Consider the following 22,042-nt stretch of genomic DNA (forward strand, 5'->3'; position numbering starts at 1 on the left):
ATAATACTGACCACCTTATTCACGAAACGAGAATGCTATGGACTTAACCCAGCTTGAAATGTTTAACGCCGTCGCGCTGACGGGCAGCATCACCCAGGCGGCGCAGAAGGTGCATCGCGTACCTTCGAATCTGACGACCCGCATCCGCCAGCTGGAGGCCGATCTTGGCGTGGAGCTGTTTATCCGTGAGAACCAGCGTTTGCGCTTATCTCCCGCCGGGCATAACTTCCTGCGCTACAGCAGGCAGATCCTGGCGCTGGTGGATGAAGCGCGCATGGTCGTCGCGGGCGATGAGCCGCAGGGGCTGTTTGCCCTCGGCGCGCTGGAGAGCACCGCCGCCGTACGCATCCCTGAGACGCTGGCGCAGTTTAACCAGCGCTATCCGCGCATCCAGTTTGCCCTTTCTACCGGACCGTCCGGGACGATGATTGATGGCGTACTGGAGGGAACCCTGAGCGCCGCCTTTGTCGACGGGCCGCTGTCGCACCCGGAGCTGGAGGGGATGCCGGTCTACCGGGAAGAGATGATGCTGGTCACCCCTGCCGGGCAGACGGAGGTAACGCGCGCTGCGCAGGTGAGCGGCAGAGATGTTTATGCCTTTCGCGCAAACTGCTCGTATCGCCGACACCTGGAGAGCTGGTTTCATGCAGACAGAGCCGCGCCGGGACGCATTCATGAGATGGAGTCCTATCACGGCATGCTCGCCTGCGTCATCGCGGGCGCGGGCATCGCGCTGATGCCGCGCTCAATGCTGGAAAGTATGCCGGGCCACCATCAGGTTGAAGCCTGGCCGCTGGCGGAAAACTGGCGCTGGCTCACTACCTGGCTGGTGTGGCGACGCGGGGCGATGACCCGCCAGCTGGAAGCGTTTATAGCGCTGCTAAACGAACGTCTTCAACCAGCGCCTTCTCCATAAACAGGCTGAGCGGATCGCCCACATACGGGGCAAACGCCGGACGCCGATCGTAGCCGCTTCGTTCATAAAGACGAATCGCGGCATGCTGTTTGATGCCCGTTTCCAGCCGTACGGTATGGCAGTGACGGCTCAGGGCCTCATCTTCCAGCGCGGCCAGCAGCTTCTCAGCCAGATGTTGCCCGCGATGGGCCGGATCGATATAAACCCGCTTCATCTCCCCCGTTCCGTCGCCATTGAGCACGATAGCTCCACAGCCAACGGCCTGAAGCTGCGGGTCGCGGACGATCATCAGGATAAGGGATGTCGCGGGCAGTTCTGAAAGATCGAGCAGATGGTTGCTTTCGGCGGGATAGAGTTCGCTCTGATAACGGTCGAGGGCCGCAATCAGCATAAGAATGTCCGGGTGACGTGCAGATTCAGAGGTAATGGAATACATGGCAGGCTCCTTGCTTTATTTGTGAAACTCAATGTCAACATAGCGCAGGCCTGCCAGGCTGCTTCATAGTATTAACTTATCGCGCAGCCGCTAGCGTAAAAAGATCCGCCCTTTCAGGTACAGGGTGGCCTGACCAGCAATGAGTACGCGGTCGCCCTTCAGCTCGCAGCGAAGATCCCCGCCGCGGTACGACACCTGGCGGGCGTTGAGCGACGTCTTACCCAGCCTTTCACTCCAGTAGGGGATCAGCATGCTGTGCGTGGACCCGGTAACCGGATCTTCCGGCACCCCTTCGCCCGGGCAGAAAAAGCGGCTGACGAAGTCATATTCCCCTTCGCCCGGCGCGGTTACGCAGACCATTTTGCCCAGCGGAACCATCGCGCCAATATCCGGCATTAATGCCTCCACCTGCTGCTGGCTCTCCAGCACCACGAGGTAGTCTCGCCCGACGCGCACCTCTTTTGCCGCCGGGATGCCCAGCGCGCTAAACAGTGCAGGCGGTGGGTTATCGACGACCTCCGTGGACCATGCGGGGAAATTCAGCGTCAGCCAGTCGCCGCTGCGTTTGACCGTCAGCTCCCCTACGAAGCGCGTGGTAAAGTGGATTTCCGTATGCGGATAGTCCAGATACTCAAAAATGACGTGTGATGCCGCGAGGGTCGCATGGCCGCAGAGATTAATTTCATGCAGCGTGGTGAACCAGCGCAGTTCAAATCCGCCGTCGGTACGCACAAAAAACGCGGTTTCCGACTGGTTATGCTGCTGTGCCATTTTGAGAAGCGTCTCGTCCGGCAGCCACTCTTCCAGAGGACATACCGCTGCCGCGTTGCCGCCAAAGGTTTTGTCGCTGAAGGCATCCACCAGATAAAAATCAATTTCCCGCATTGTCTCTTCCTCTTTTGTTATCAGTTTTAGCGCAGATACACAGTGCCTTTCAGGTAGCACGACGCCTGACCGCTCATCAATACGCGCTCCCCTTTCAGCTCGCAGCGCACATCCCCGCCGCGCGCCGAAACCTGACGGGCAAACATTGCCGTTTTCCCCAGCTTTTCGCTCCAGTAGGGGATCAGCATCGTGTGCGCGGATCCGGTCACCGGATCTTCCGGAACGGCAACGCCCGGTGAGAAGAAGCGGCTGACAAAGTCATATTCCCCTTCACCCGGTGCCGTCACGCTCACTTTATGCTCGCCCGGCGTCATCGCCGAAAAGCGCGGCGCAAGCGCTTCAACCTGCCGTGGATTTTCCAGCACAATCACCCAGGCGCGGCCTTTACGGGCTTCAACGTAATGGCGGATACCGAGCGCCGCGAGCAGCTCCGGCGGCGGCGTCTCTTCACGGGTCGGGCACGCCGGGAAGTCCAGCGTCATCCACTCGCCCTCCCGGCTGACCGTCAGTCGGCCAGAGGCGGTATCAAAGTGGATCCGCGAGTCGGGGTAATCGAGTTCATTAAACAGAACGTACGCGGCGGCCAGAGTGGCGTGACCGCAGAGATTGACTTCAGTGAGCGTGGTAAACCAGCGTAGCTCAATGCCGCCCTTAGTGCAGACGAAAAATGCGGTTTCCGACTGATTATGCTGCTGCGCCATTTTCAGTAACGTTTCATCCGGCAGCCATTCGTTCAGCGGGCAAACCGCTGCCGGATTGCCGCCGAACGAGGTATTGCTGAATGCATCTACCAGATAAAAATCAATCTCCTGCATTGTCTTACCGCCTGTTTTTGCTGTGTCGTACTTTTATATTCAATGAAAACAACGCCCCCGGCTACCGCTTTCATAAGGTAAATATTGAGATCTGCGTCACATAATGGTTGAGTTTTCGCCGTATGACGTTTTAAGATCGCCTTCTCATCTTTCCAGCAACGAATCTCCGACATCCCTATGACAACGAACACAGTTTCCCGCAGGGTCGCGTGGCTACGCGTGGTCACGCTGGCCATTGCCGCATTTATTTTTAACACCACAGAATTTGTTCCGGTTGGGCTGTTGTCTGACATAGCAGAAAGCTTCCAGATGGAAACGGCGCAGGTGGGGATTATGTTAACTATCTACGCCTGGGTGGTGGCGCTGATGTCTTTGCCGTTTATGTTGCTGACCAGCCAGATGGAGCGGCGCAGGCTGTTGATCGGCCTGTTTGCCCTGTTCATTGCCAGCCATGTCCTGTCGTTTATGGCGTGGAATTTTACGGTGCTGGTTATTAGCCGCATCGGCATTGCCTTTGCCCACGCGGTATTCTGGTCGATCACCGCGTCGCTGGCTATTCGACTCGCGCCGGCGGGTAAACGCGCCCAGGCCTTGAGCCTGATTGCCACCGGCACCGCGCTGGCGATGGTGCTGGGGCTGCCCATTGGCCGCATCGTGGGACAGTACTTCGGCTGGCGTACCACCTTCTTTGCCATCGGCATGGGCGCGCTGGTGACGCTGGTGTGTCTGATTAAGCTGCTGCCCGCGCTGCCAAGCGAACATTCCGGCTCGCTGAAAAGCCTGCCGCTGCTGATGCGTCGCCCGGCGCTCCTGAGTATCTACCTGCTTACCGTTATCGTGGTCACCGCGCACTACACGGCGTACAGCTACATTGAACCGTTTGTACAGGTGGTCGCGGGCTTTAGCGCAAACTTTGCCACCCTCTTACTGCTCATTCTCGGCGGCGCGGGCATTATTGGCAGCGTGCTGTTTGGTAAACTGGGTAACCAGCATGCCTCCTTGCTGGTGAGCAGCGCCATCGGCCTGCTGCTGGCGTGCCTGGTGCTGCTGCTCCCTGCGTCAGGCAGCGAAAGCCAGCTGGCGATCCTGAGCCTGTTCTGGGGCGTGGCGATCATGATTATTGGTCTCGGCATGCAGGTGAAAGTCCTGGCCCTGGCGCCGGATGCCACGGACGTGGCGATGTCGCTGTTTTCGGGGATATTCAATCTCGGGATTGGCGCGGGGGCGCTGGTGGGCAATCAGATTAGCCTGCACGTATCGATGTCGGCGATTGGCTATCTGGGGGCGATTCCGGCGCTCGTCGCGCTCGTCTGGTCGGTACTCATCTTCCGCAAGTGGCCGGTGGCGCTGGAGGAACAGGGGCAGCACGGGTGAGGTTTATTTATGCCGGGTGGCGCATGGCGTCCTGAAATCAGGACGCCCGTACGATGCCACACTGCATGGGGAAATTACTTGCGTGGCATAACCGTATCGACAACATCAGCAGGTCAGATTGACCCACAGTATAAGTATTAATACTGTCTTTCTTCCTCTCCACCCAGATAGACATATCTTTCATGGGTTATGTCAGCCTGGCACTGATAGATATTAATTCTTGTTTCAACAGGCGTGGCAGTGGAAGACGCATCACTGATCTTCCCGCATTTTTTAGCTTTCTCGTTAATCCAGAGATTCTGTTCTTTTTTCATAGAGGCCCTGACTGACTCTGGAAGAGATTTCCAGAGATTATTGAGTTGACTATCGTTCTCAGAATAGGCCAGCACTGCATCGTTTAATTTGTTGTTGAGATCGGCTTTCTCAAATTCGGATTTATTCATGGCCAGCATAGTCATATCGACCAATGACTGGGAGACATAATCTCTGTCAGAATATTCATAGGATGCTGAAATGTCTTTCTCATTGTCCGCCAGGGATAATATATATACAAAATTATCCCATTGAACACTGTTATTAAGCACCTTGCCACCACCTTGATTTATCCGCTCTAGTTTCTGAGGATAGGCTGCAATAAACCCAAGGATTTCCATAGGTATGGCGAGCGTGACCTTAGCGGAGCAACTGCGGTTTGAATCATTTTTATCAAATGGTTTAGTTGTAACATTCTCCAGATGAATGGCTATTTGATTTGCTTTTTCCTGGTATGATTTAAGTGGTTTTCCATAAAATTGCGAAGGCGTTGCCAGATACGTTTCCTGCAATTTACTCATTGCATCATCTCTGATTTTTGCTTGCATAGCAGCAACAGCATCCTCACGACCACATTTAAATTCGGGCGCAGAATCGAACAAGCCTGCAGTGGCAGTAAATGAAAACAGCAACGTACTGAGTACGATAAAAGAATATTTTGCACGCATGACACTATCCTGAAAAGAAATGAGTGCAGTACATTACTTTAAGAACTAACGAGCGACAAGTCTGGCTATGCTCATTTAACCCGGTTTGAATTAAAAAAGTATTTTTCCGGAATTTATTTGTATTCATTTAATAAATATTTTACATACCGGGTAAGGGTAATCCGTTACCCGGCAATGACATCAGTGGTAGGTCTTAATAATCTCCAGCACGCCGTTAATAATAAACTGCACGCCCATACAGACCAGTAAGAAGCCCATCAGACGGGAAATCGCCTCGATTCCGCCCTTGCCCACCCAGCGCATGATCGCACCGGAACTGCGCAGAGACGCCCACACGATAACCCCAATAAGCGCAAAAATTAGCGGTGGCGCAACGGTCAGTACCCAGTCCGGGAAGGTAGAGCTGTCGCGCACCGTCGATGCAGAACTGATGATCATCGCGATGGTACCCGGCCCGGCCGTACTCGGCATGGCCAGCGGTACAAAAGCAATATTCGCGCTCGGTTCGGACTCCAGCTCTTCAGATTTGCTGGTTGCCTCCGGAGACTCGTGCGCTTTCTGCGCCGGGAACAGCATGCGGAAGCCGATAAAGGCCACAATCAGCCCGCCCGCAATACGCAGCCCGGGAATTGAAATCCCGAAGGTATTCATCACCAGTTGTCCGGCGTAGTAGGCCACCATCATAATGGCAAACACATACACCGAAGCCATCATCGACTGATGGTTGCGCTCGGCGCTGTTCATATTCCCTGCCAGCCCCAGGAACAGCGCCACCGTCGTTAACGGGTTAGCTAACGGCAGCAGTACCACCAGCCCGAGACCAATTGCTTTAATCAAATCCAACATAGTGCGTTGTTGTCCTTATCCATATTTAACATCGCAATTATAGGGTGAAAGTGTGACGTTCAGCCATCGGCGCAACGTAACGATAGTTTTCCTTTGGGAACGATACTCATTAGTTATCTTCCTGATTTGAAAGGTTGCAAAAATCGTTCATGAAACGTTTTAGCAATTCGTGGCATCGGCTGATTCATTCAGTTGACTTATACTTGCCTGAGCAATAATATCTGCCGTGATTAAACTACTTGCCAGGGCAACCATTGTGAAAAGCACCAGTGATATCTTTAACGACGTTGTTCCGCTGGGTCGTCTTATTCATATGGTTAACCAGAAAAAAGATCGCCTGCTCAATGACTACCTGTCACCGCTGGATATCACCGCAACACAGTTCAAAGTGCTGTGTTCCATTCGCTGCGAAGTGTGTATCACGCCGGTTGAGCTGAAAAAGGTGCTCTCTGTCGATCTGGGTGCGTTAACCCGCATGCTCGATCGTCTCGTCTGCAAAGGATGGGTAGAACGAAGCCCTAACCCGAATGACAAACGCGGCGTACTGGTCAGGCTCACCAGCGATGGTGCGGCTATGTGCGAGCAATGTCATCAATTAGTAGGACAAACACTGCATCAGGAACTAACAAAAAACTTAACGGCAGATGAAGTGGCTACCCTTGAGCTTTTGCTGAAGAAAATACTGCCGTAAACAGAAAAAGAGGTATGACGATGTCCAGACGCAATACTGACGCTATCACTATTCATAGCATTTTGGACTGGATCGAAGATAACCTGGAATCGCCGCTCTCCCTTGAAAAAGTGTCTGAGCGTTCAGGTTACTCCAAATGGCACCTGCAACGGATGTTCAAAAAAGAGACCGGTCATTCATTAGGTCAATATATTCGCAGCCGCAAGCTGACGGAAATTGCCCAGAAACTGAAAGAAAGCAATGAACCGATCCTTTATCTGGCGGAGCGTTACGGATTTGAATCACAGCAAACCCTCACGCGTACGTTCAAGAACTATTTTGACGTGCCGCCTCATAAGTACCGAATCACCAGCGTGCCGGGTGAATCCCGTTATCTGTATCCGTTAAAACACTGTAGTTAATCATCGCCTGTAAAAGACGTAACCGAGGAAAAAATGAAAGTTACCGCCTCCGCCGCCCTCGCCTTGCTGGTGCTGTTTTCCAGCCAGACCTTCGCGGAGCAAACCCCAGGTGCAACGCAGCAAAATAATCATGACACGATGATTTTGCCGTCAGCACATGACCAGTCGCCTTATGATTTCAACCACATGGGTGCTGGTAGCGACAAATCCGACGAATTAGGCGTGCCTTATTATAATCAGCACGGCCTCTGATTCGTTTTTGCCCCGCAGCCGCGGGGCTTTTTTATGCCCTATCCCCTTACCCGCGCCGCCCGGCGAACCCGCAGGCCAAACACGTTGATGTACAGCCCGGCCATGATCAGCACGGCACCGAGCAGCTGCAGCGCGCTCAGCGTTTCATCCAGCAGTATCGCCGCACTGGCAAGCCCCACTACCGGAACCAGCAAAGACAGCGGCGCGACGCGCCAGGTCTCATAGCGCCCCAGCAGCGAACCCCAGATCCCGTAGCCCACGATGGTGGCGACAAACGCCAGATAGATAAGAGAAAGGATCGTAGTCAGATCGATCTCGACCAGGCTGTTCAGCATCACCTCCGGGCCATCCAGAATAAACGACGCCACCAGAAACGGGATTATCGGAATCAATGCGCTCCAGACCACCAGGGACATCACCTGAGGCCTCGCCTCGTGCTGCATAATCAGCTTGTTGAAAATATTGCCGCACGCCCAGCTCAGCCCCGCCGCCAGCGTGAGCATAAACCCGAGCAGCGCCACATCCTGACCGTTCAGGCTTGCTTCAATCAGCACCAGCACGCCAAATACCGCCAGCGTTATCCCCGCCAGCTGCTTGCCCTGCAGGCGTTCGCCAAACACAAATGCGCCGAGAATAATGGTAAAGAACGCCTGCGCCTGTAACACCAGCGAGGCCAGACCGGCCGGCATGCCGAACTTGATGGCGCAGAAGAGAAACGCGAACTGGCCAAAGCTGATGGTCAGACCGTAGCCCAGCAGCAGTTTTAACGGGATTTTCGGACGGGCGACGAAAAAGAGCGCCGGGAACGCCACCAGCATAAAACGCAAACCGGCCAGCATCAGCGGGGGCATGTTGTGCAATCCCAGCTTGATGACCACAAAATTGAGCCCCCATACCACGACCACCAGCAACGCCAGCAGTCCGTCTTTACGCGTCATACCCTGCCCCTGATTATTAATAATTTGTTAACACTTCAAGGTAACAGAAAAAAGTGTGCCGCGAGAAGATCATTATTTCTGGCAGGCAGCTGAAGCACTTAGGGATAAATCGGGTGCTATACAAGCCCCTTATGTCATGGTAATCCTGTTAACACTCGTCTAAAAAAAGCATAAGCAACCGTCGGGAAGGAATATGAAACCATCTCTCAGGCGCTCAACCGCAGCGCTGCTGGCATCGTCATTGTTATTAACCATCGGTCGGGGGGCAACGCTGCCGTTCATGACCATTTATCTCACGCGCGTGTTTAATATGAGCGTCGAGAATATTGGTTATGCCCTGACGATTGCGCTGACCGTTGGCGTGGTGTTCAGCCTGGGATTTGGCATTCTGGCCGATAAGTTTGATAAAAAACGCTATATGCTGATCGCGATCGTGGCTTTTATCGCCGGTTTTGTCGCGATCCCGCTAGTGGATAACGTCACCCTGGTAGTGCTGTTCTTTTCCCTTATTAACTGCGCCTATTCCGTCTTTTCGACGGTGCTGAAAGCCTGGTTCTCGGACGTGCTGACCTCCAGCCAGAAAGCGCGCGTCTTCTCGCTCAACTACAGCTTCCTGAACATTGGCTGGACGATAGGGCCGCCGATTGGCACCCTGCTGGTGATGTACAGCCTGCAGCTGCCGTTCTGGCTGGCGGCCTTCTGCGCCGCGCTGCCGCTCGGGTTTATTCATTTCTTCGTGCAAAAAAGCGTCGCGCTGGATACCGCCGAGGAGAAGATGCCCTGGCAGCCGTCGGTGCTGCTGAAAGATCGCGCCCTGTTCTGGTTCACCCTCTCCGGCCTGCTCGCGTCTTACGTGGGTGGATCGTTCGCCAGCTGCATTTCGCAATACGTACTGGCCGCCAATGCCGACAGCGATTTTGCCCAGAAGGTGGTCGCCGTGGTGCTGCCCGTTAACGCCGCCGTGGTGGTGACGCTGCAGTACGCGCTGGGACGCAAGATCTCTGCCAGCAATATTCGGCCTTTAATGACCGCCGCAACGCTGTTTTTTATCCTGGGTTTGGGAGGCTTTATGCTCTCCGGGGAGAACCTGATTTACTGGGGCATCGCTGCCGCCATCTTTACGCTGGGTGAGATTATCTACGCACCGGGTGAATATATGCTGATCGACAACATCGCCCCGCCGGGGATGAAGGCCAGCTATTTTTCCGCGCAGGCGCTGGGCTGGCTCGGCGCGGCGGCAAACCCGATGATTACCGGCATTATCCTGACCAACCTGCCGCACTGGTCGCTGTTTGCAATCATGATGGTTGCCATCGTCGTTGCCTGGCTGATGATTTTGCGGGGAATGAGCGTGAAGGCGTGGAACGAATCCCCCAAAGCGGCGTAAAAATAGTGGCCGGGTAAGGCGAAGCCGCCCCCCGGCAATAACGCATCAGTGGTGCAGCATCTCCTCCACCACCTGCTCTTTGTACATCTCGTTTGGATAATAGGTCGGCCAGTTGTCCATCTCTTTCAGCAGCGCCTCGTGGGAGGTATTGCCCATAAAAATATGGAAGTGCGATGAGGCTTTCGGCCCGATGATGTGGTCGCTGAACTGCACGAACTTCGGCGCCTTGCTGTCGGCATCCTTACACTCAAACAGATAGCGAACGCCTTTTTTGCCCGATGCGTAGGTCAGAATTTTGTAGCCACTGTAGTCATACTGACAGCTGCTGACCGCCTTGCCTCTGTGGAATTCCATTACGTTATTTTCAATGCCGATGGCATCCACGTCCGTGGCATATCCCTTGCGGTAATACGCTTTCACCTCGTCAAAGGTTTTGCTTTTATCCTTCTGCGCTTTCTGTTTGAAGACCGGATCCAGCGAACCGTCCAGCAGGAACGGATACACCGACTGCCAGGTGCCATCCCAGTCGGACAGCGCTCTGTCCTTCACGTCTTTATCCTCAAACACGCCGTTCGCCGCTTTCTGTTCCGCTTCGGTCATCTGATGGCCGTGCGAGTGAGCAAACAGCTGGCCACTGACCAGCAGCGCCCCCAGAGTCATGGCAAATTTTCCAATATGTGCAGCCAAAGTAACGCCCTCATTCCGTTTTATAAGAATGAGGATGTTATATTATAACATTTCAGATCGCAACCAGCCCGCGAACGCCCTCCTGCTCCATATTTTCGCCCCTCCCGCGCTGAATGATAGTGCCGCGGGACATCAGGAGATAGCTGTCGGCCAGCTCGGCGGCAAAGTCGTAAAACTGCTCGACGAGCAGGATTGCCATGTCGCCTCTGTTTGCCAGGGTGCGGATCACCTGGCCAATCTCTTTGATGACGGAAGGCTGTATGCCTTCCGTCGGTTCGTCCAGAATCAACAGCTGCGGACGGCTCGCCAGCGCGCGACCAATCGCCAGCTGCTGCTGCTGCCCGCCGGAGAGATCGCCCCCGCGGCGGTGCTTCATCTCTTTGAGAACCGGAAACAGCTGCCAGATCTCGTCAGGAACCTGCTTCGCCTCGCGGGCGGAAAAACGCGACAGCCCGAGCAGAAGGTTCTCTTCCACGGTCAGGCGCGGGAAAATCTCGCGACCCTGCGGGACATACGCCACGCCGGACTGCACCCGCTGGTGCGGCCTGCTGTGGGTGATCGTTTTACCCTGCCAAATGACCTCCCCGGTTTTCGCCGGGATCAACCCCATCAGGCACTTCAGCAGCGTGGTTTTCCCGACGCCGTTGCGCCCCAGCAGACAGGTGACTTCGCCGGCAGCGGCTTCAAAGCTCACGCCGCGCAGGATATGGCTGCCGCCGTAGTACTGATTCAGTTCGTTAACCTGTAACATCATCGCTCCTTAGCGGCCCAGATAGACCTCAATCACCTGCTCGTTGGCCTGCACCTCGCGAAGCGAGCCTTCCGCCAGCACGCGCCCCTGATGCAGCACCGTGACGTGGTCGGCAATCGTTTCAACAAAGCCCATGTCGTGCTCCACCACCATCAGCGAATGTTTGCCCGCCAGGGTTTTGAACAGCTCGGCGGTGTATTCCGTTTCCGCATCGGTCATCCCGGCGGCGGGTTCATCCAGCAGCAGCAGGTGCGGGTCCTGCACCAACAGCATGCCGATCTCCAGGAACTGTTTCTGCCCGTGCGAAAGCAGCCCGGCGCGACGGTCCCGCTCGCTACCAAGACGCAGAAGAACCAGCATCTCGTCAATGCGGTCCCGCTGCTCGCCGTTGAGTTTTGCCCGCAGGCTCGCCCAGACGGATTTATCGGTTTTCATGGCGATCTCAAGGTTCTCCCACACCGTCAGCGCTTCAAAGACCGTGGGTTTCTGGAATTTTCGGCCAATCCCCTGGCGAGCAATGGCCGCAGGCTCCAGCCCGGTCAGGTCGATGGACTGGTCGTAAATCGCTCTCCCGCTTTTGGGTCGGGTTTTGCCGGTGATCACGTCCATCAGCGTGGTTTTACCCGCCCCGTTGGGGCCAATCACGCAGCGCAACTCGCCCACGCCGATATTCAGGGAGAGATCGGTCAGCGCCTGGAAGCCGTCGAAACTGACGTTAATAGCCTCAAGCTGAAGCACCGGGTCAGTCTGGTCCCGGTAGCGATCGCCGGGCAACTGGCGGGTAAATAACTCTTCCGTTGGCTGCATTATTTCTCTCCCTTACGCAACAGACCGTAGACGCCGCGCGGCAGGAACAGCGTGACAGCGATAAAAATCAGCCCCAGAAACAGCTGCCAATACTCCGGCATGGCAACGGTAAAGAAGCTTTTCGCCCCGTTCACCAGCGCCGCGCCAATCACCGGCCCCACCAGGGTGCCGCGCCCGCCCAGCGCCACCCAGATGGCGGCTTCTATCGAGTTGGTCGGCGACATTTCACCGGGGTTAATAATGCCCACCTGCGGAACGTACAGCGCCCCCGCCAGGCCGCACAGCACGGCGGAGAGCGTCCACACCAGCAGCTTGAACCCGCGCGGATCGTACCCGCAGAACGTCAGGCGATTTTCCGCGTCGCGCACGGCGGTCAGGATGCGGCCAAACTTGCTCTTCGCCAGCGCAAATCCGGTGCCCAACGCCAGAAGCAACAACAGCACGGTGGCCAGGAACAGCGCGATGCGGGTGGTCGTTTCCGTCACCGAAAACCCAAGCAGCGTGGTAAAACCGGTGAAGCCGTTATTGCCGCCAAAGCCGGTTTCGTTACGAAAGAACAGCAGCATGCCCGCGTAGGTCAGCGCCTGGGTCATAATCGAGAAGTAAACCCCTTTGATCTTCGAGCGGAAGGCAAACCAGCCAAACACCAGCGCCAGCAAACCCGGCACCATCACGATCAGCACCAGCGCCCAGGCAAAGTGCTGGGTGCCCCACCAGAACCACGGCAGCTCGCTCCAGGAGAGAAACGACATAAACGCGGGCAGGCCGTCGCCTGACGCCTGGCGCATCAGGTACATGCCCATCGCATAGCCGCCCAGGGCGAAGAAGATGCCGTGTCCAAGAGAGAGCATACCGGCGTAGCCCCACACCAGATCCAGCGCCACCGCAACGATGGCATAGCAGAGGATCTTGCCGATGAGCGTCAGCATCCAGGTCGACAGCGCCAGCGGATGCGTGGCGGGCAGCAAGGCGAAAAACGGTAAAATCAGCAGACACGCCACCAGCAGGCTGCCTGCAATCTGTGTCGTGCGCGGCGCTTTACGCGCCAGCGTTAAGGTCAGCGGCTGGCTCATCAGTCAATCACCCTCCCTTTCAGCGCAAACAGCCCCTGAGGGCGCTTCTGGATAAACAGGACGATCGCCACCAGAATCACGATCTTGCCCAGCACCGCCCCCATCTGCGGCTCAAGGATTTTATTGAAAATGCCCAGCCCGAACGCGGCAGCCACGCTGCCTGCCAGCTGGCCTACGCCACCGAGAACGACTACGAGGAACGAGTCGATGATGTACCCCTGACCAAGCTCCGGCCCGACGTTCCCAAGCTGGGATAACGCCACGCCGCCTAACCCGGCGATCCCTGAGCCCAGCCCAAACGCCAGCATATCGACGCGCCCGGTCGGTACCCCGCAGCAGGCGGCCATGCTGCGGTTTTGCGTCACCGCGCGCACGTTCAGACCAAGACGCGTTTTATTCAGAATCAGCCAGGTGAAGAACAGAACCAGCAGCACGAAGCCCAGCACCACAATGCGGTTCCACGGCAGGGTCAGGTTAGCAAAAACCTGTACCCCGCCGGAAAGCCATGCCGGGTTTGCCACCTCCAGGTTCTGGGCACCAAAGGTCATGCGCACCAGCTGGATAAGCATCAGGCTGATCCCCCAGGTCGCCAGCAGCGTTTCCAGCGGACGACCGTACAGGTGACGGATCACGGTGCGCTCCAGCACCATTCCAATGCCCGCCGTCAGGCAGAACGCTACCGGCAAGGCGATAACGGGATAGAGCGCCAGCCACTGAGGCGCAAGCCCGGCCATTGCCTGCTGCACCATCCACGTAGCGTACGCCCCCAGCATCAGCATCTCGCCGTGGGCCATGTTAATGACGCCCAGCAGGCCGTAGGTGATCGCGAGCCCCAGCGCGGCCAGCAGCAGCACCGACCCCAGAGAAAGCCCCATAAATGCCTGGCCCAGCAGATCGCCCCACATCAGGCGATGCGTAATCTAGCTAAGGCTCTCTTCTGCAGCCGCGCGCACGCCGGCGTCCGGCTCGGTCTGCGCCTGGGTAAACGGAGTGAGTCTGGACTGTACGTCCGGATCGTCTGACTGGCCAAGCAGTTCGACGGCCCTGCGGCGCACCTCCGGCTGCGGGCTCGCCAGCTGGAGGTTTGCCACCGCCAGCAGCAGCGCCTGACGCGCCACAGCGTCCGCTTCATCCCCGGCGCGCTTTTCCAGAAAAGCGAGCATGTCGGGCTGAGCATCACGCTGGAGCTGACGGGCTGCCGCCCGCCTTTCGGTGACACTGTCACTAACAAGCTGATGCGTGGCAATGGCCGTTGCAGCCAGCACGCGCAGCCGGTTTGTCAGGCGTACGGCTTTGGTTTGCCCTACTGCCGCACGCGCCTCACCGAGCGAAACCATTTCGCCATTACGCTTCGCAAAGGCGTGCTTTTGGCTGTCGGTATACAGGTTTTCCTTTTGCAGGGACTGAAGCAGCGGAAGCCTGGCGGCATCCGGCGCAGCGGCCCACTGCGTGAGGAGCTCCGCCTGCTGGCCGCGGCTGGCGGCAACAAAACGATCGGCATCCGATGCCTGCGCCATCCCTGGCAGCAGTCCGGAAAGCCATACAAGAGCGATGAACATGCGCATGGCGTTCATGACGTTTCTCCCTGAGGCAATGGCCTAGTTGCTGGCGGTTTTCATCGGCTGGTCGGGCTTTTTGTCATTCCCGGCGATGAACGGACTCCACGGCTGGGCGCGCACCGGCTGTTCCGTCTGCCAGACCACGTTGAACTGGCCGTTGCCTTCAATTTCACCGATCATGACCGGCTTATGCAGATGATGGTTGGTAGCATCCATGGTGAGCGTAAAGCCAGATGGCGCCTTAAATGACTGACCGGCCATCGCCGCGCGCACCTTATCCACGTCGGTGGTGCCTGCTTTTTCCACCGCCTGTGCCCACATATGGATCCCCACGTAAGTCGCCTCCATCGGGTCGTTGGTCACCACGGTATCGGCATTCGGCAGCTTGTGCGCCTTCGCATAGGCTTTGTAATCCGCGACGAACGCCTGGTTGGTTGGATTATCCACGGACTCAAAGTAGTTCCACGCCGCCAGGTTACCCACCAGCGGTTTGGTGTCGATCCCGCGCAGCTCTTCTTCGCCGACGGAGAACGCCACCACCGGCACGTCGGTGGCCTTCAGCCCCTGGTTAGCCAGCTCTTTGTAGAACGGCACGTTGGAGTCGCCGTTGATGGTCGACACCACGGCTGTTTTGCCGCCGGCGGAGAATTTCTTGATGCTGGCGACGATGGTCTGGTAGTCGCTGTGACCAAACGGGGTGTAAACCTCTTCGATGTCCTTATCCTCAACCCCTTTCGAATGCAGGAACGCGCGCAGGATCTTGTTGGTGGTGCGCGGGTAAACGTAGTCGGTACCCAGCAGGAAGAAGCGCTTCGCCCCGCCGCCGTCCTCGCTCATCAGATATTCCACCGCCGGGATGGCCTGCTGGTTCGGCGCCGCGCCGGTATAGAAGACGTTTGGCGACATCTCTTCGCCTTCATACTGCACCGGATAGAACAGCAGGCCGTTCAGCTCCTCAAACACCGGCAGCACGGATTTGCGCGAAACCGACGTCCAGCAGCCGAACACCACCGCCACTTTATCCTGGCTCAGCAGCTGGCGTGCCTTCTCGGCAAACAGCGGCCAGTTTGAGGCTGGATCCACCACCACAGGCTCCAGTTTCTTACCCAGCACGCCGCCTTTGGCGTTGATCTCGTCGATGGTCATCAGGGCGACGTCCTTCAGCGGGGTTTCGGAGATGGCCATCGTGCCGGACAGAGAGTGCATGATCCCCACTTTGATGGTGTCGGCCGCCTGCACGCCAAAACTCATTCCCATCGCCACGACGGACGCGGATAACGCAAAGGCTTTTAATAAGGTACGACGCTGCATATTTTCACTCCTGAAAAAGAACGCTGTGCGAAAACGTCCGTTACGGCATGGACGCGGAAATAAAGGTGTCAGCGAAGCAGGAGCAAAAAGGATGCCAGAATGGAGGAAGCGCTATTGCAGGAGACAGACGGCAGGATGTAAAGAGAACGACTCAGAATGGCACAGCGCTGCACTTTTATAATGCAGCGCTGAGGAAGCGCTTTTACCAGACTTCGCTGGCGATCTGCGTCACCAGACGGACCTTATCCCACTGCTGGGACTCACTCAGGCTGTTGCCCTCTTCGGTGGAGGCAAAACCGCACTGCGGGCTGAGGCAGATTTGCTCTTTCGCCACGTATTTCGCCGCCTCTTCCAGACGGGCCTTCACGCCTTCCGGGTTCTCCAGCTCACCGTTTTTCGTGGTGATCAGGCCCAGCACCACCTGCTGCTTGCCCGGGCGAACGAAGCGCAGCGGCGCGAAATCCCCGCTGCGGTCGTTATCGTATTCCAGGAAGAATGCGTCAACGTTGACCGTCCCGAACAGCACTTCCGCCACCGGCTCGTAGCCGCCTTCGGAAATCCAGGTTGAACGGAAGTTACCGCGGCAGACGTGCAGCCCGATGGTCAGATCCTCCGGCTTGCCTTCCAGGGCCTTGTTCAGTACGCGGGCATAGATTTGAGCCAACTCATCGGCATCGTCGCCGCGCTCGCGGATCTGACGGCGCTGGTCATCCGAGCAGAGGTAGGCCCAGACGGTGTCGTCCAGCTGCAGATAACGGCAGCCCGCGTCGTAGAATGCGCGGATGGCGTCGCGCCAGGTGGTTGCCAGATCGTCGAAATAGTCGTTCAGATCCGGGTACACCGTCGCGTCGATGTCTTTGCGCCCGCCGCGGAAATGGAGCACGCTTGGGCTGGGAATGGTCATCTTCGGCTGGGCATTGCCGCTGATGCTTTTCAGATAGCGGAAGTCTTCCAGCATCGGGTGGTCGCCAAAGCCCAGCTTGCCGGTCACGCGCACGCCGTGGGCTTTGGTTTGTACTCCGTTGAACTGAATCCCCTGCTGTGAATCGTAACGCTCAACGCCCTGAAGACCGTCGAAGAAATCGAAGTGCCACCAGGCACGGCGAAATTCACCGTCGGTCACCACATGCAGGCCGCACGCGCACTGCTGCTCGACGACGTGGCGAATAGCCTCGTCCTCCACCGCGCGAAGCTGTCCGGCATCAATCTCGCCGCTGGCGAACTTCAGGCGAGCCTGCTTGATGGCATCCGGGCGTAAAAAGCTGCCGACTACGTCGGCGCGGTATGGGGCGTGCTGTCGTTGCATGGAAATCTCCTCAGTCTGCCGGTATTAATTGCCCGCAGTGATAATTCATCATTTGAATCTTTAGACTTCTGGATGTCTAAATGTCCAAAAAAGATGTCATACCTGACCGTTTCCGGCAAACGAGAAAATTTCACGTGTGTTGAAAAAAATTCATCTTCACAGCGCGTCAGCGTGCGCCTGGCTGGCAAAGGCGTAGCGTTCATCTTCCCAGCCGGTGATGCCGCCGAGCATGATTTTGACCGGCAGCCCGAGACGCGCCAGCTTCAGCGCCGCCCTGTCCGCGCCGTTACAGTGTGGCCCCGCGCAGTAGACGACAAACAGCGTCCCTTCCGGCCATTGAGACATCCGCTCAGCGGTCATCTGGCTCCACGGCATATGCAGTGCGCCCGGCACATGGCGGCGGGCAAACTGTTCCGGGCTCCCCACCACGTGCAGCAGCACGAAGTCCTGCTCATTATTGGCGATGGCGTGATGCACGTCGGCACAGTCGGTTTCGACGCTCAGGCGACGCAGAAAATGGGTAACGGCTTCCTGCGGCTCGGCAGCCGGAAATTCAGTAACATAGCTCATGATCCTTCCTCATCTTTGGCGTTTGTGTTAACACTACTCTATCCACAAATTCAGCCCGTGAATGCGCTCGCTTATGCCAGAAAACAGCAAAAAGATGACAAACTTAAGACAGGTTACCCGTCCGCAGGTGGTGGTGCTGGCGTATGACGGGCTATGTACCTTTGAGTTTGGCGTGGCGGTTGAGATTTTTGGCCTGCCGCGTCCGGAGCTGGGCGACGACTGGTATCGTTTTGCGGTGGCGAGCGTGGATAGCGGAGAACTGCGGGCGACCGGCGGGATCCGCATCGTTACCGATGGGAACTTGAGCCTGCTTGCGTCGGCGGACCTGATCGTGGTTCCCGGCTGGCGGGGGCTGGACTCACCGGTTCCTCCGGCGCTCTGCGAGGCGCTGCGCCAGGCCAGCGCGCGCGGATGTCAGCTGCTGTCCATCTGCTCGGGCGTGTTCGTGCTGGCCGCTACGGGGCTGCTGAACGGACGTAAAGCCACGACGCACTGGCGCTACATTGACGCGCTTAAGGTCCGCTACCCTGACATCGAGGTGGTTGAGGATGTGCTCTACCAGGACGAGGGCGATATCCTGACGTCCGCGGGCAGCGCGGCGGGGATCGATCTCTGCCTTCATGTTGTACGAAGGGATTATGGGCTGGAAACCGCCAACAGCGTGGCGCGTCGGCTGGTGATCCCCCCTCACCGGGATGGTTCACAGCCGCAGCAGCTGAGCCGCCCGGTGGCGCAGCTGCGTGAGAGCCAGCGCCTGGGCCAGCTATTTGATTTTCTGCACACGCACCTTGTCGAGCCGCACAGCGTCGACTCGCTGGCGCGTCGGGTCGGCATGAGCCAGCGCACCTTTCTTCGTCGCTTCGAGGCGGCAACGGGCACGACGCCTGCTCGCTGGCTGCTTAATGAACGCCTTCTGAGAGCAAAAGATTATCTGGAGAGCAGCCGTTTAAGCATCGACAGCATCGCGGAACAGACCGGGTTTGGTCAGGCGTCGACGCTGCGTCATCATTTTCGTCAGCAGTTCGCGCTTTCCCCGGCTCAGTATCGCAAACAATTTTCACGTTCTGATACTCCCCGCTAGCGGCAAAAGCGCAAAAAAAAACCGCCATTATCTGGCGGTAAATGCTTGCATGGATAGATTTGTATTTTGGTCTCTACGTCCCCGACGCTCCATGGTCGGGCAGCGGATCTCATACAAACTAACACTGGCTGTCTCAACGAAAGCTAAACAGCCTGATTAACTCGCGCTGGTGTTGATTTGCAAATAGCGCATCAGGCCCTGCTCAGCGCTCTGCCTGGCATCATCGTTAAGGGCCTCAAGATAAAACGATCGCGATACGCCATAGGGAGCCTTTTCAGAGGGATATACCGCAAACTGGAATGTTTTTCCCCGTGCCGGATGGGTGCAGTCTAATTCCCAGCGCTGTTCATTTACTCTTTTACTAGTGCAGGCTACGCGTCCATAGTCGCTGGTTAAATAGGAACCAACGCGAATTTCAGCGGACTGAATATATTCTGGTTCGTCATTACCTGCATAACGAATCGCTGCAACGGCACCTACCGCAACAGCCAGAAGCGAAAACGCTATTATTTTTTTCATTTATGAATGACCCATTCCTTAGCCAGAGATTCACTATTATATAGGATTTATCCTTAAAGCGAACATCCAACTATGGACCAGAAATAGGAGGTTTACAAAAACGCACATATATTTTAAGAAAAATCTTAATCGGTATTATGAACCCACGTTATTTGACATTTTCTTTGCGCTATTTTGAAATATTGAATAATAACCCCAAACAATAATTGGCATGATTAACCCGCGCTGTTCTTATTGGGTGAATTTATGTTCAAAAAAGGGCTATCTTTTATCATGCTTATTTGTGCCCTCTTTTCTGGCCAGCTGATGGCCGGGCACAAAGGGCATGAATATGTTTGGGTAAAGAATGTGGAGCATCAACTGCGGCATGAGGCCGACAGTGACGAGTTACGCAGTGTAGCGGAAGAGTCAGCGGAGGGTTTGCGCGAACACCACCTGTGGCAGAAATCGCGCAAACCGGACACGCACGTAAGGTAATTAACTGCCCTTGCGTTTCGGAAGGGTTTTCATCAGATCGTCCGGGCTCACGGACGCAACGATACTGCCCGGCGGTGGCATTTTGAAAATGTGGTTTTTCATTTTGCCGATAACATGCATTTCACAAGGACGGCAGTCAAACTTCAGGGTCAGAACTTCGTCACCGTTGACCAGCTGCATGGGGGTGGCCTTCCAGCTTTTAATATTCCCTTTCGCCTGTTTCGGGCACAGGTTAAAAGCAAAGCGCAGGCAGTGCTTGGTGATCATCACCGGCACATCGCCCTTCTCTTCGTGCGCTTCATAGGCCGCGTCGATAAGCTGCACGCCGTGGCGATGATAAAATTCACGCGCTTTATGGTTGTAAACGTTGGCCAGGAACGATAAATGGGTGTCCGGATACACAGGCGCAGGAACGGATTCGGCCTTACGGCTGCCGCGCGGATACTGCGCCAGGCGTGCGGCATCCAGCATCTCTGCCGTTTCGCGGCGGAACTGGTTCAGCAGGCTGTTCGGCACGAACAGCGCGTCCGGCAGATTAACCTCGATGGTGCGCGCGTAGTAAATCGTCTGGCCCAGCTTCGCTACGCCGTCCTTCAGGCTGTTAAGCGCTTTATCCGCATTGTTTGCCACCTCGAACAGGCCATCAAGCGTATGCGTTACGCTGATGCCGTCTTCGCAGGTCATGGTCAGGATCAGCTGCTCTTCCCAGCCGCCCAGCTCAATGTCCACCGCGATGCGACGCTCGCTGGAGGTTTTCAGCAACGCCTGCTGCCAGTTATGATCCAGGTTACGGTTGAGCGGCGCGTTCGGCCTTGCCTTGTAGAGATCGGCAGGCATTTCATTCGGCCAGACGCGGTAGCGGTTCTCGCCGGTTTTTTCGACCGTGTTGGCGCGGAAGCCCACCACTTCACGCTTAATCATCACGTTCAGGCCGTCGCCGTTCGCCAGCGGCTCGGTCACTTCAACGTCCAGGTGATCTTTCGCCACTTTCAACACTTCACCGACCGGTAAACCGATAAACTTCGGTGAGTCAAACGCGCCGATATCCCCTTTGCGGGCGTTCACGAAATAGTCCGTGCTGCCGCGGTGGAAGGTTTTGTCCGTTGACGGAATAAAGAAATGTTCGGTACGACCGGCCGAGGCGCGCGCCAGGTCACCGCGATCTTCGATGATGGCGTCCAGCATCTGGCGATAGTGCGCGGTGATGTTCTTCACGTAGCTCATATCTTTGTAGCGCCCTTCAATCTTAAAGGAACGCACGCCCGCGTCGATCAGCGCGCCCAGGTTGGCGGTCTGATCGTTATCCTTCATGGAAAGCAGGTGTTTTTCGAACGCCACCACGCGACCCTGGTCGTCTTTCAGGGTATACGGCAGACGGCAGGCCTGCGAGCAGTCGCCGCGGTTGGCGCTGCGGCCCGTCTGGGCGTGGGAAATGTTGCACTGGCCGGAATAGGCCACGCACAGCGCGCCGTGGATAAAGAATTCGATCGTCGCGTCGGTTGCATGGTGAATATCGCGGATCTGATTGAGGTTCAGCTCGCGGGCCAGAACGATCTGCGAAAAGCCCACGTCGGAGAGAAACTTCGCCTTCTCAACCGTGCGGATATCGCACTGGGTGCTGGCATGCAGTTCGATAGGCGGAATATCCAGTTCAAGCACGCCCATATCCTGAACAATCAGGGCATCGACGCCGGTCTGGTAGAGATCGGTAATCAGACGCTGCGCGGGCTCCAGCTCATCATCATGAAGAATGGTGTTCAGGGTCACGAACACTTTCGCCCCGAAACGGTGGGCGAACGGCACCAGATCGGCAATATCGCGCAGGCTGTTGCTGGCGTTATGGCGGGCACCGAAGCCAGGGCCGCCGATGTAGACGGCGTCAGCGCCATGAAGGATCGCTTCACGGGCAATGGCGGCGTCGCGGGCCGGGCTTAAAAGTTCAAGATGATGGGATTGCAGGCGCATACTTCGTCGTTATCC

At 56.6% G+C, this 22,042-nt stretch carries 23 protein-coding genes and 1 pseudogene; 8 read left to right on the forward strand and 16 right to left on the reverse strand.

Features of this window, described 5'->3' with window-relative positions; translation table 11 throughout:
- The first annotated feature begins 37 nt into the window (after positions 1–37).
- Entirely contained in the window at positions 38–916 is an 879-nt protein-coding gene (locus HBA26_RS00575; RefSeq protein WP_063154058.1) for a LysR family transcriptional regulator, read from the forward strand.
- Here the strand turns inward: HBA26_RS00575 and HBA26_RS00580 are convergent.
- From HBA26_RS00580 to HBA26_RS00590, 3 genes are all read right to left on the reverse strand, one after another.
- Positions 870–1,352, reverse strand: a complete 483-nt coding sequence (locus HBA26_RS00580) for a GNAT family N-acetyltransferase (RefSeq protein WP_063154056.1) — start codon at positions 1,350–1,352, stop codon at positions 870–872. The two genes, HBA26_RS00575 and HBA26_RS00580, sit on opposite strands and share 47 nt — an antisense overlap.
- A 90-nt stretch (positions 1,353–1,442) precedes the next feature.
- Positions 1,443–2,237, reverse strand: coding sequence for a PhzF family phenazine biosynthesis protein (locus HBA26_RS00585; RefSeq protein ID WP_048999560.1), 795 nt, complete (start codon positions 2,235–2,237; stop codon positions 1,443–1,445).
- A 26-nt stretch (positions 2,238–2,263) separates the two neighbouring features.
- On the reverse strand, positions 2,264–3,052 hold the full coding sequence (locus HBA26_RS00590; RefSeq protein WP_126345557.1) for a PhzF family phenazine biosynthesis protein: 789 nt from the start codon (positions 3,050–3,052) through the stop codon (positions 2,264–2,266).
- 177 nt (positions 3,053–3,229) lie between these two features.
- Here HBA26_RS00590 and HBA26_RS00595 point away from each other — a divergent pair, with 177 nt between their 5' ends.
- Positions 3,230–4,426 (forward strand): sugar transporter, encoded by a 1,197-nt coding sequence (locus HBA26_RS00595; RefSeq protein WP_041909997.1) that lies wholly within the window; start codon positions 3,230–3,232, stop codon positions 4,424–4,426.
- 137 nt (positions 4,427–4,563) lie between these two features.
- On the opposite strand, the gene HBA26_RS00600 is transcribed toward HBA26_RS00595, so the two are convergent.
- Complete coding sequence (locus tag HBA26_RS00600) at positions 4,564–5,406, reverse strand: lysozyme inhibitor LprI family protein (protein WP_166720727.1); 843 nt, start codon at positions 5,404–5,406, stop codon at positions 4,564–4,566.
- A 180-nt stretch (positions 5,407–5,586) separates the two neighbouring features.
- On the reverse strand, positions 5,587–6,252 hold the full coding sequence (locus HBA26_RS00605; protein WP_041909999.1) for a MarC family NAAT transporter: 666 nt from the start codon (positions 6,250–6,252) through the stop codon (positions 5,587–5,589).
- A gap of 256 nt (positions 6,253–6,508) precedes the next feature.
- On the opposite strand from HBA26_RS00605, the gene marR reads away from it, so the two are divergent.
- From marR to marB, 3 genes are read left to right on the forward strand one after another with little or no spacing between them, the layout of a single operon-like run.
- Positions 6,509–6,943 (forward strand): multiple antibiotic resistance transcriptional regulator MarR, encoded by a 435-nt coding sequence (marR, locus tag HBA26_RS00610; RefSeq protein ID WP_028013139.1) that lies wholly within the window; start codon positions 6,509–6,511, stop codon positions 6,941–6,943.
- Between the two features lie 20 nt (positions 6,944–6,963).
- Positions 6,964–7,344, forward strand: coding sequence for an MDR efflux pump AcrAB transcriptional activator MarA (gene marA, locus HBA26_RS00615; RefSeq protein WP_008502237.1), 381 nt, complete (start codon positions 6,964–6,966; stop codon positions 7,342–7,344).
- A 33-nt stretch (positions 7,345–7,377) separates the two neighbouring features.
- Positions 7,378–7,596, forward strand: coding sequence for a multiple antibiotic resistance protein MarB (gene marB, locus HBA26_RS00620; RefSeq protein ID WP_028013138.1), 219 nt, complete (start codon positions 7,378–7,380; stop codon positions 7,594–7,596).
- Between the two features lie 38 nt (positions 7,597–7,634).
- On the opposite strand, the gene eamA is transcribed toward marB, so the two are convergent.
- On the reverse strand, positions 7,635–8,534 hold the full coding sequence (gene eamA / locus HBA26_RS00625; protein ID WP_028013137.1) for an O-acetylserine/cysteine exporter: 900 nt from the start codon (positions 8,532–8,534) through the stop codon (positions 7,635–7,637).
- Positions 8,535–8,727: 193 nt separating this feature from the next.
- Here eamA and ydeE point away from each other — a divergent pair, with 193 nt between their 5' ends.
- Complete coding sequence (gene ydeE, locus HBA26_RS00630; RefSeq protein ID WP_028013136.1) at positions 8,728–9,921, forward strand: efflux MFS transporter YdeE; 1,194 nt, start codon at positions 8,728–8,730, stop codon at positions 9,919–9,921.
- Positions 9,922–9,966: 45 nt separating this feature from the next.
- On the opposite strand, the gene zinT is transcribed toward ydeE, so the two are convergent.
- From zinT to HBA26_RS00670, 8 genes and pseudogenes are all read right to left on the reverse strand, one after another.
- On the reverse strand, positions 9,967–10,608 hold the full coding sequence (zinT, locus tag HBA26_RS00635) for a metal-binding protein ZinT (RefSeq protein WP_041910003.1): 642 nt from the start codon (positions 10,606–10,608) through the stop codon (positions 9,967–9,969).
- 52 nt (positions 10,609–10,660) lie between these two features.
- On the reverse strand, positions 10,661–11,359 hold the full coding sequence (gene urtE, locus HBA26_RS00640; RefSeq protein WP_048958836.1) for an urea ABC transporter ATP-binding subunit UrtE: 699 nt from the start codon (positions 11,357–11,359) through the stop codon (positions 10,661–10,663).
- A 9-nt stretch (positions 11,360–11,368) separates the two neighbouring features.
- Positions 11,369–12,166 (reverse strand): urea ABC transporter ATP-binding protein UrtD, encoded by a 798-nt coding sequence (gene urtD, locus HBA26_RS00645; RefSeq protein ID WP_041910005.1) that lies wholly within the window; start codon positions 12,164–12,166, stop codon positions 11,369–11,371.
- Complete coding sequence (urtC, locus tag HBA26_RS00650) at positions 12,166–13,239, reverse strand: urea ABC transporter permease subunit UrtC (RefSeq protein ID WP_045630411.1); 1,074 nt, start codon at positions 13,237–13,239, stop codon at positions 12,166–12,168. Before urtC ends, urtD begins: the two co-directional genes overlap by 1 nt.
- Positions 13,239–14,813: pseudogene (gene urtB, locus HBA26_RS00655) on the reverse strand (urea ABC transporter permease subunit UrtB). Before urtB ends, urtC begins: the two are co-directional and overlap by 1 nt.
- A 24-nt stretch (positions 14,814–14,837) precedes the next feature.
- The gene (urtA, locus tag HBA26_RS00660; protein ID WP_028013130.1) at positions 14,838–16,109 is read right to left on the reverse strand and encodes an urea ABC transporter substrate-binding protein; all 1,272 of its coding nucleotides are present in this window, start codon (positions 16,107–16,109) and stop codon (positions 14,838–14,840) included.
- Positions 16,110–16,311: 202 nt separating this feature from the next.
- Entirely contained in the window at positions 16,312–17,415 is a 1,104-nt protein-coding gene (locus tag HBA26_RS00665) for a cobalamin-independent methionine synthase II family protein (RefSeq protein WP_041910011.1), read from the reverse strand.
- 156 nt (positions 17,416–17,571) lie between these two features.
- The gene (locus HBA26_RS00670) at positions 17,572–17,985 is read right to left on the reverse strand and encodes a rhodanese-like domain-containing protein (protein WP_047365183.1); all 414 of its coding nucleotides are present in this window, start codon (positions 17,983–17,985) and stop codon (positions 17,572–17,574) included.
- 73 nt (positions 17,986–18,058) lie between these two features.
- Here HBA26_RS00670 and ftrA point away from each other — a divergent pair, with 73 nt between their 5' ends.
- Positions 18,059–19,066, forward strand: coding sequence for a transcriptional regulator FtrA (ftrA, locus tag HBA26_RS00675; protein ID WP_126345559.1), 1,008 nt, complete (start codon positions 18,059–18,061; stop codon positions 19,064–19,066).
- A gap of 156 nt (positions 19,067–19,222) precedes the next feature.
- On the opposite strand, the gene HBA26_RS00680 is transcribed toward ftrA, so the two are convergent.
- Positions 19,223–19,585: a hypothetical protein gene (locus tag HBA26_RS00680; protein WP_045260501.1), complete on the reverse strand. Its 363-nt coding sequence runs from the start codon at positions 19,583–19,585 to the stop codon at positions 19,223–19,225.
- Between the two features lie 246 nt (positions 19,586–19,831).
- On the opposite strand from HBA26_RS00680, the gene HBA26_RS00685 reads away from it, so the two are divergent.
- Complete coding sequence (locus HBA26_RS00685; RefSeq protein WP_047368536.1) at positions 19,832–20,062, forward strand: DUF2554 family protein; 231 nt, start codon at positions 19,832–19,834, stop codon at positions 20,060–20,062.
- Here HBA26_RS00685 and HBA26_RS00690 read toward each other — a convergent pair whose 3' ends face one another.
- On the reverse strand, positions 20,063–22,027 hold the full coding sequence (locus tag HBA26_RS00690; RefSeq protein ID WP_126345560.1) for a U32 family peptidase: 1,965 nt from the start codon (positions 22,025–22,027) through the stop codon (positions 20,063–20,065).
- Between the last annotated feature and the right edge of the window lie 15 nt (positions 22,028–22,042).

It is taken from the genome of Enterobacter sp. 725m/11 (assembly GCF_011683705.1).
Classification (GTDB): Bacteria; Pseudomonadota; Gammaproteobacteria; order Enterobacterales; family Enterobacteriaceae; genus Enterobacter; species Enterobacter bugandensis.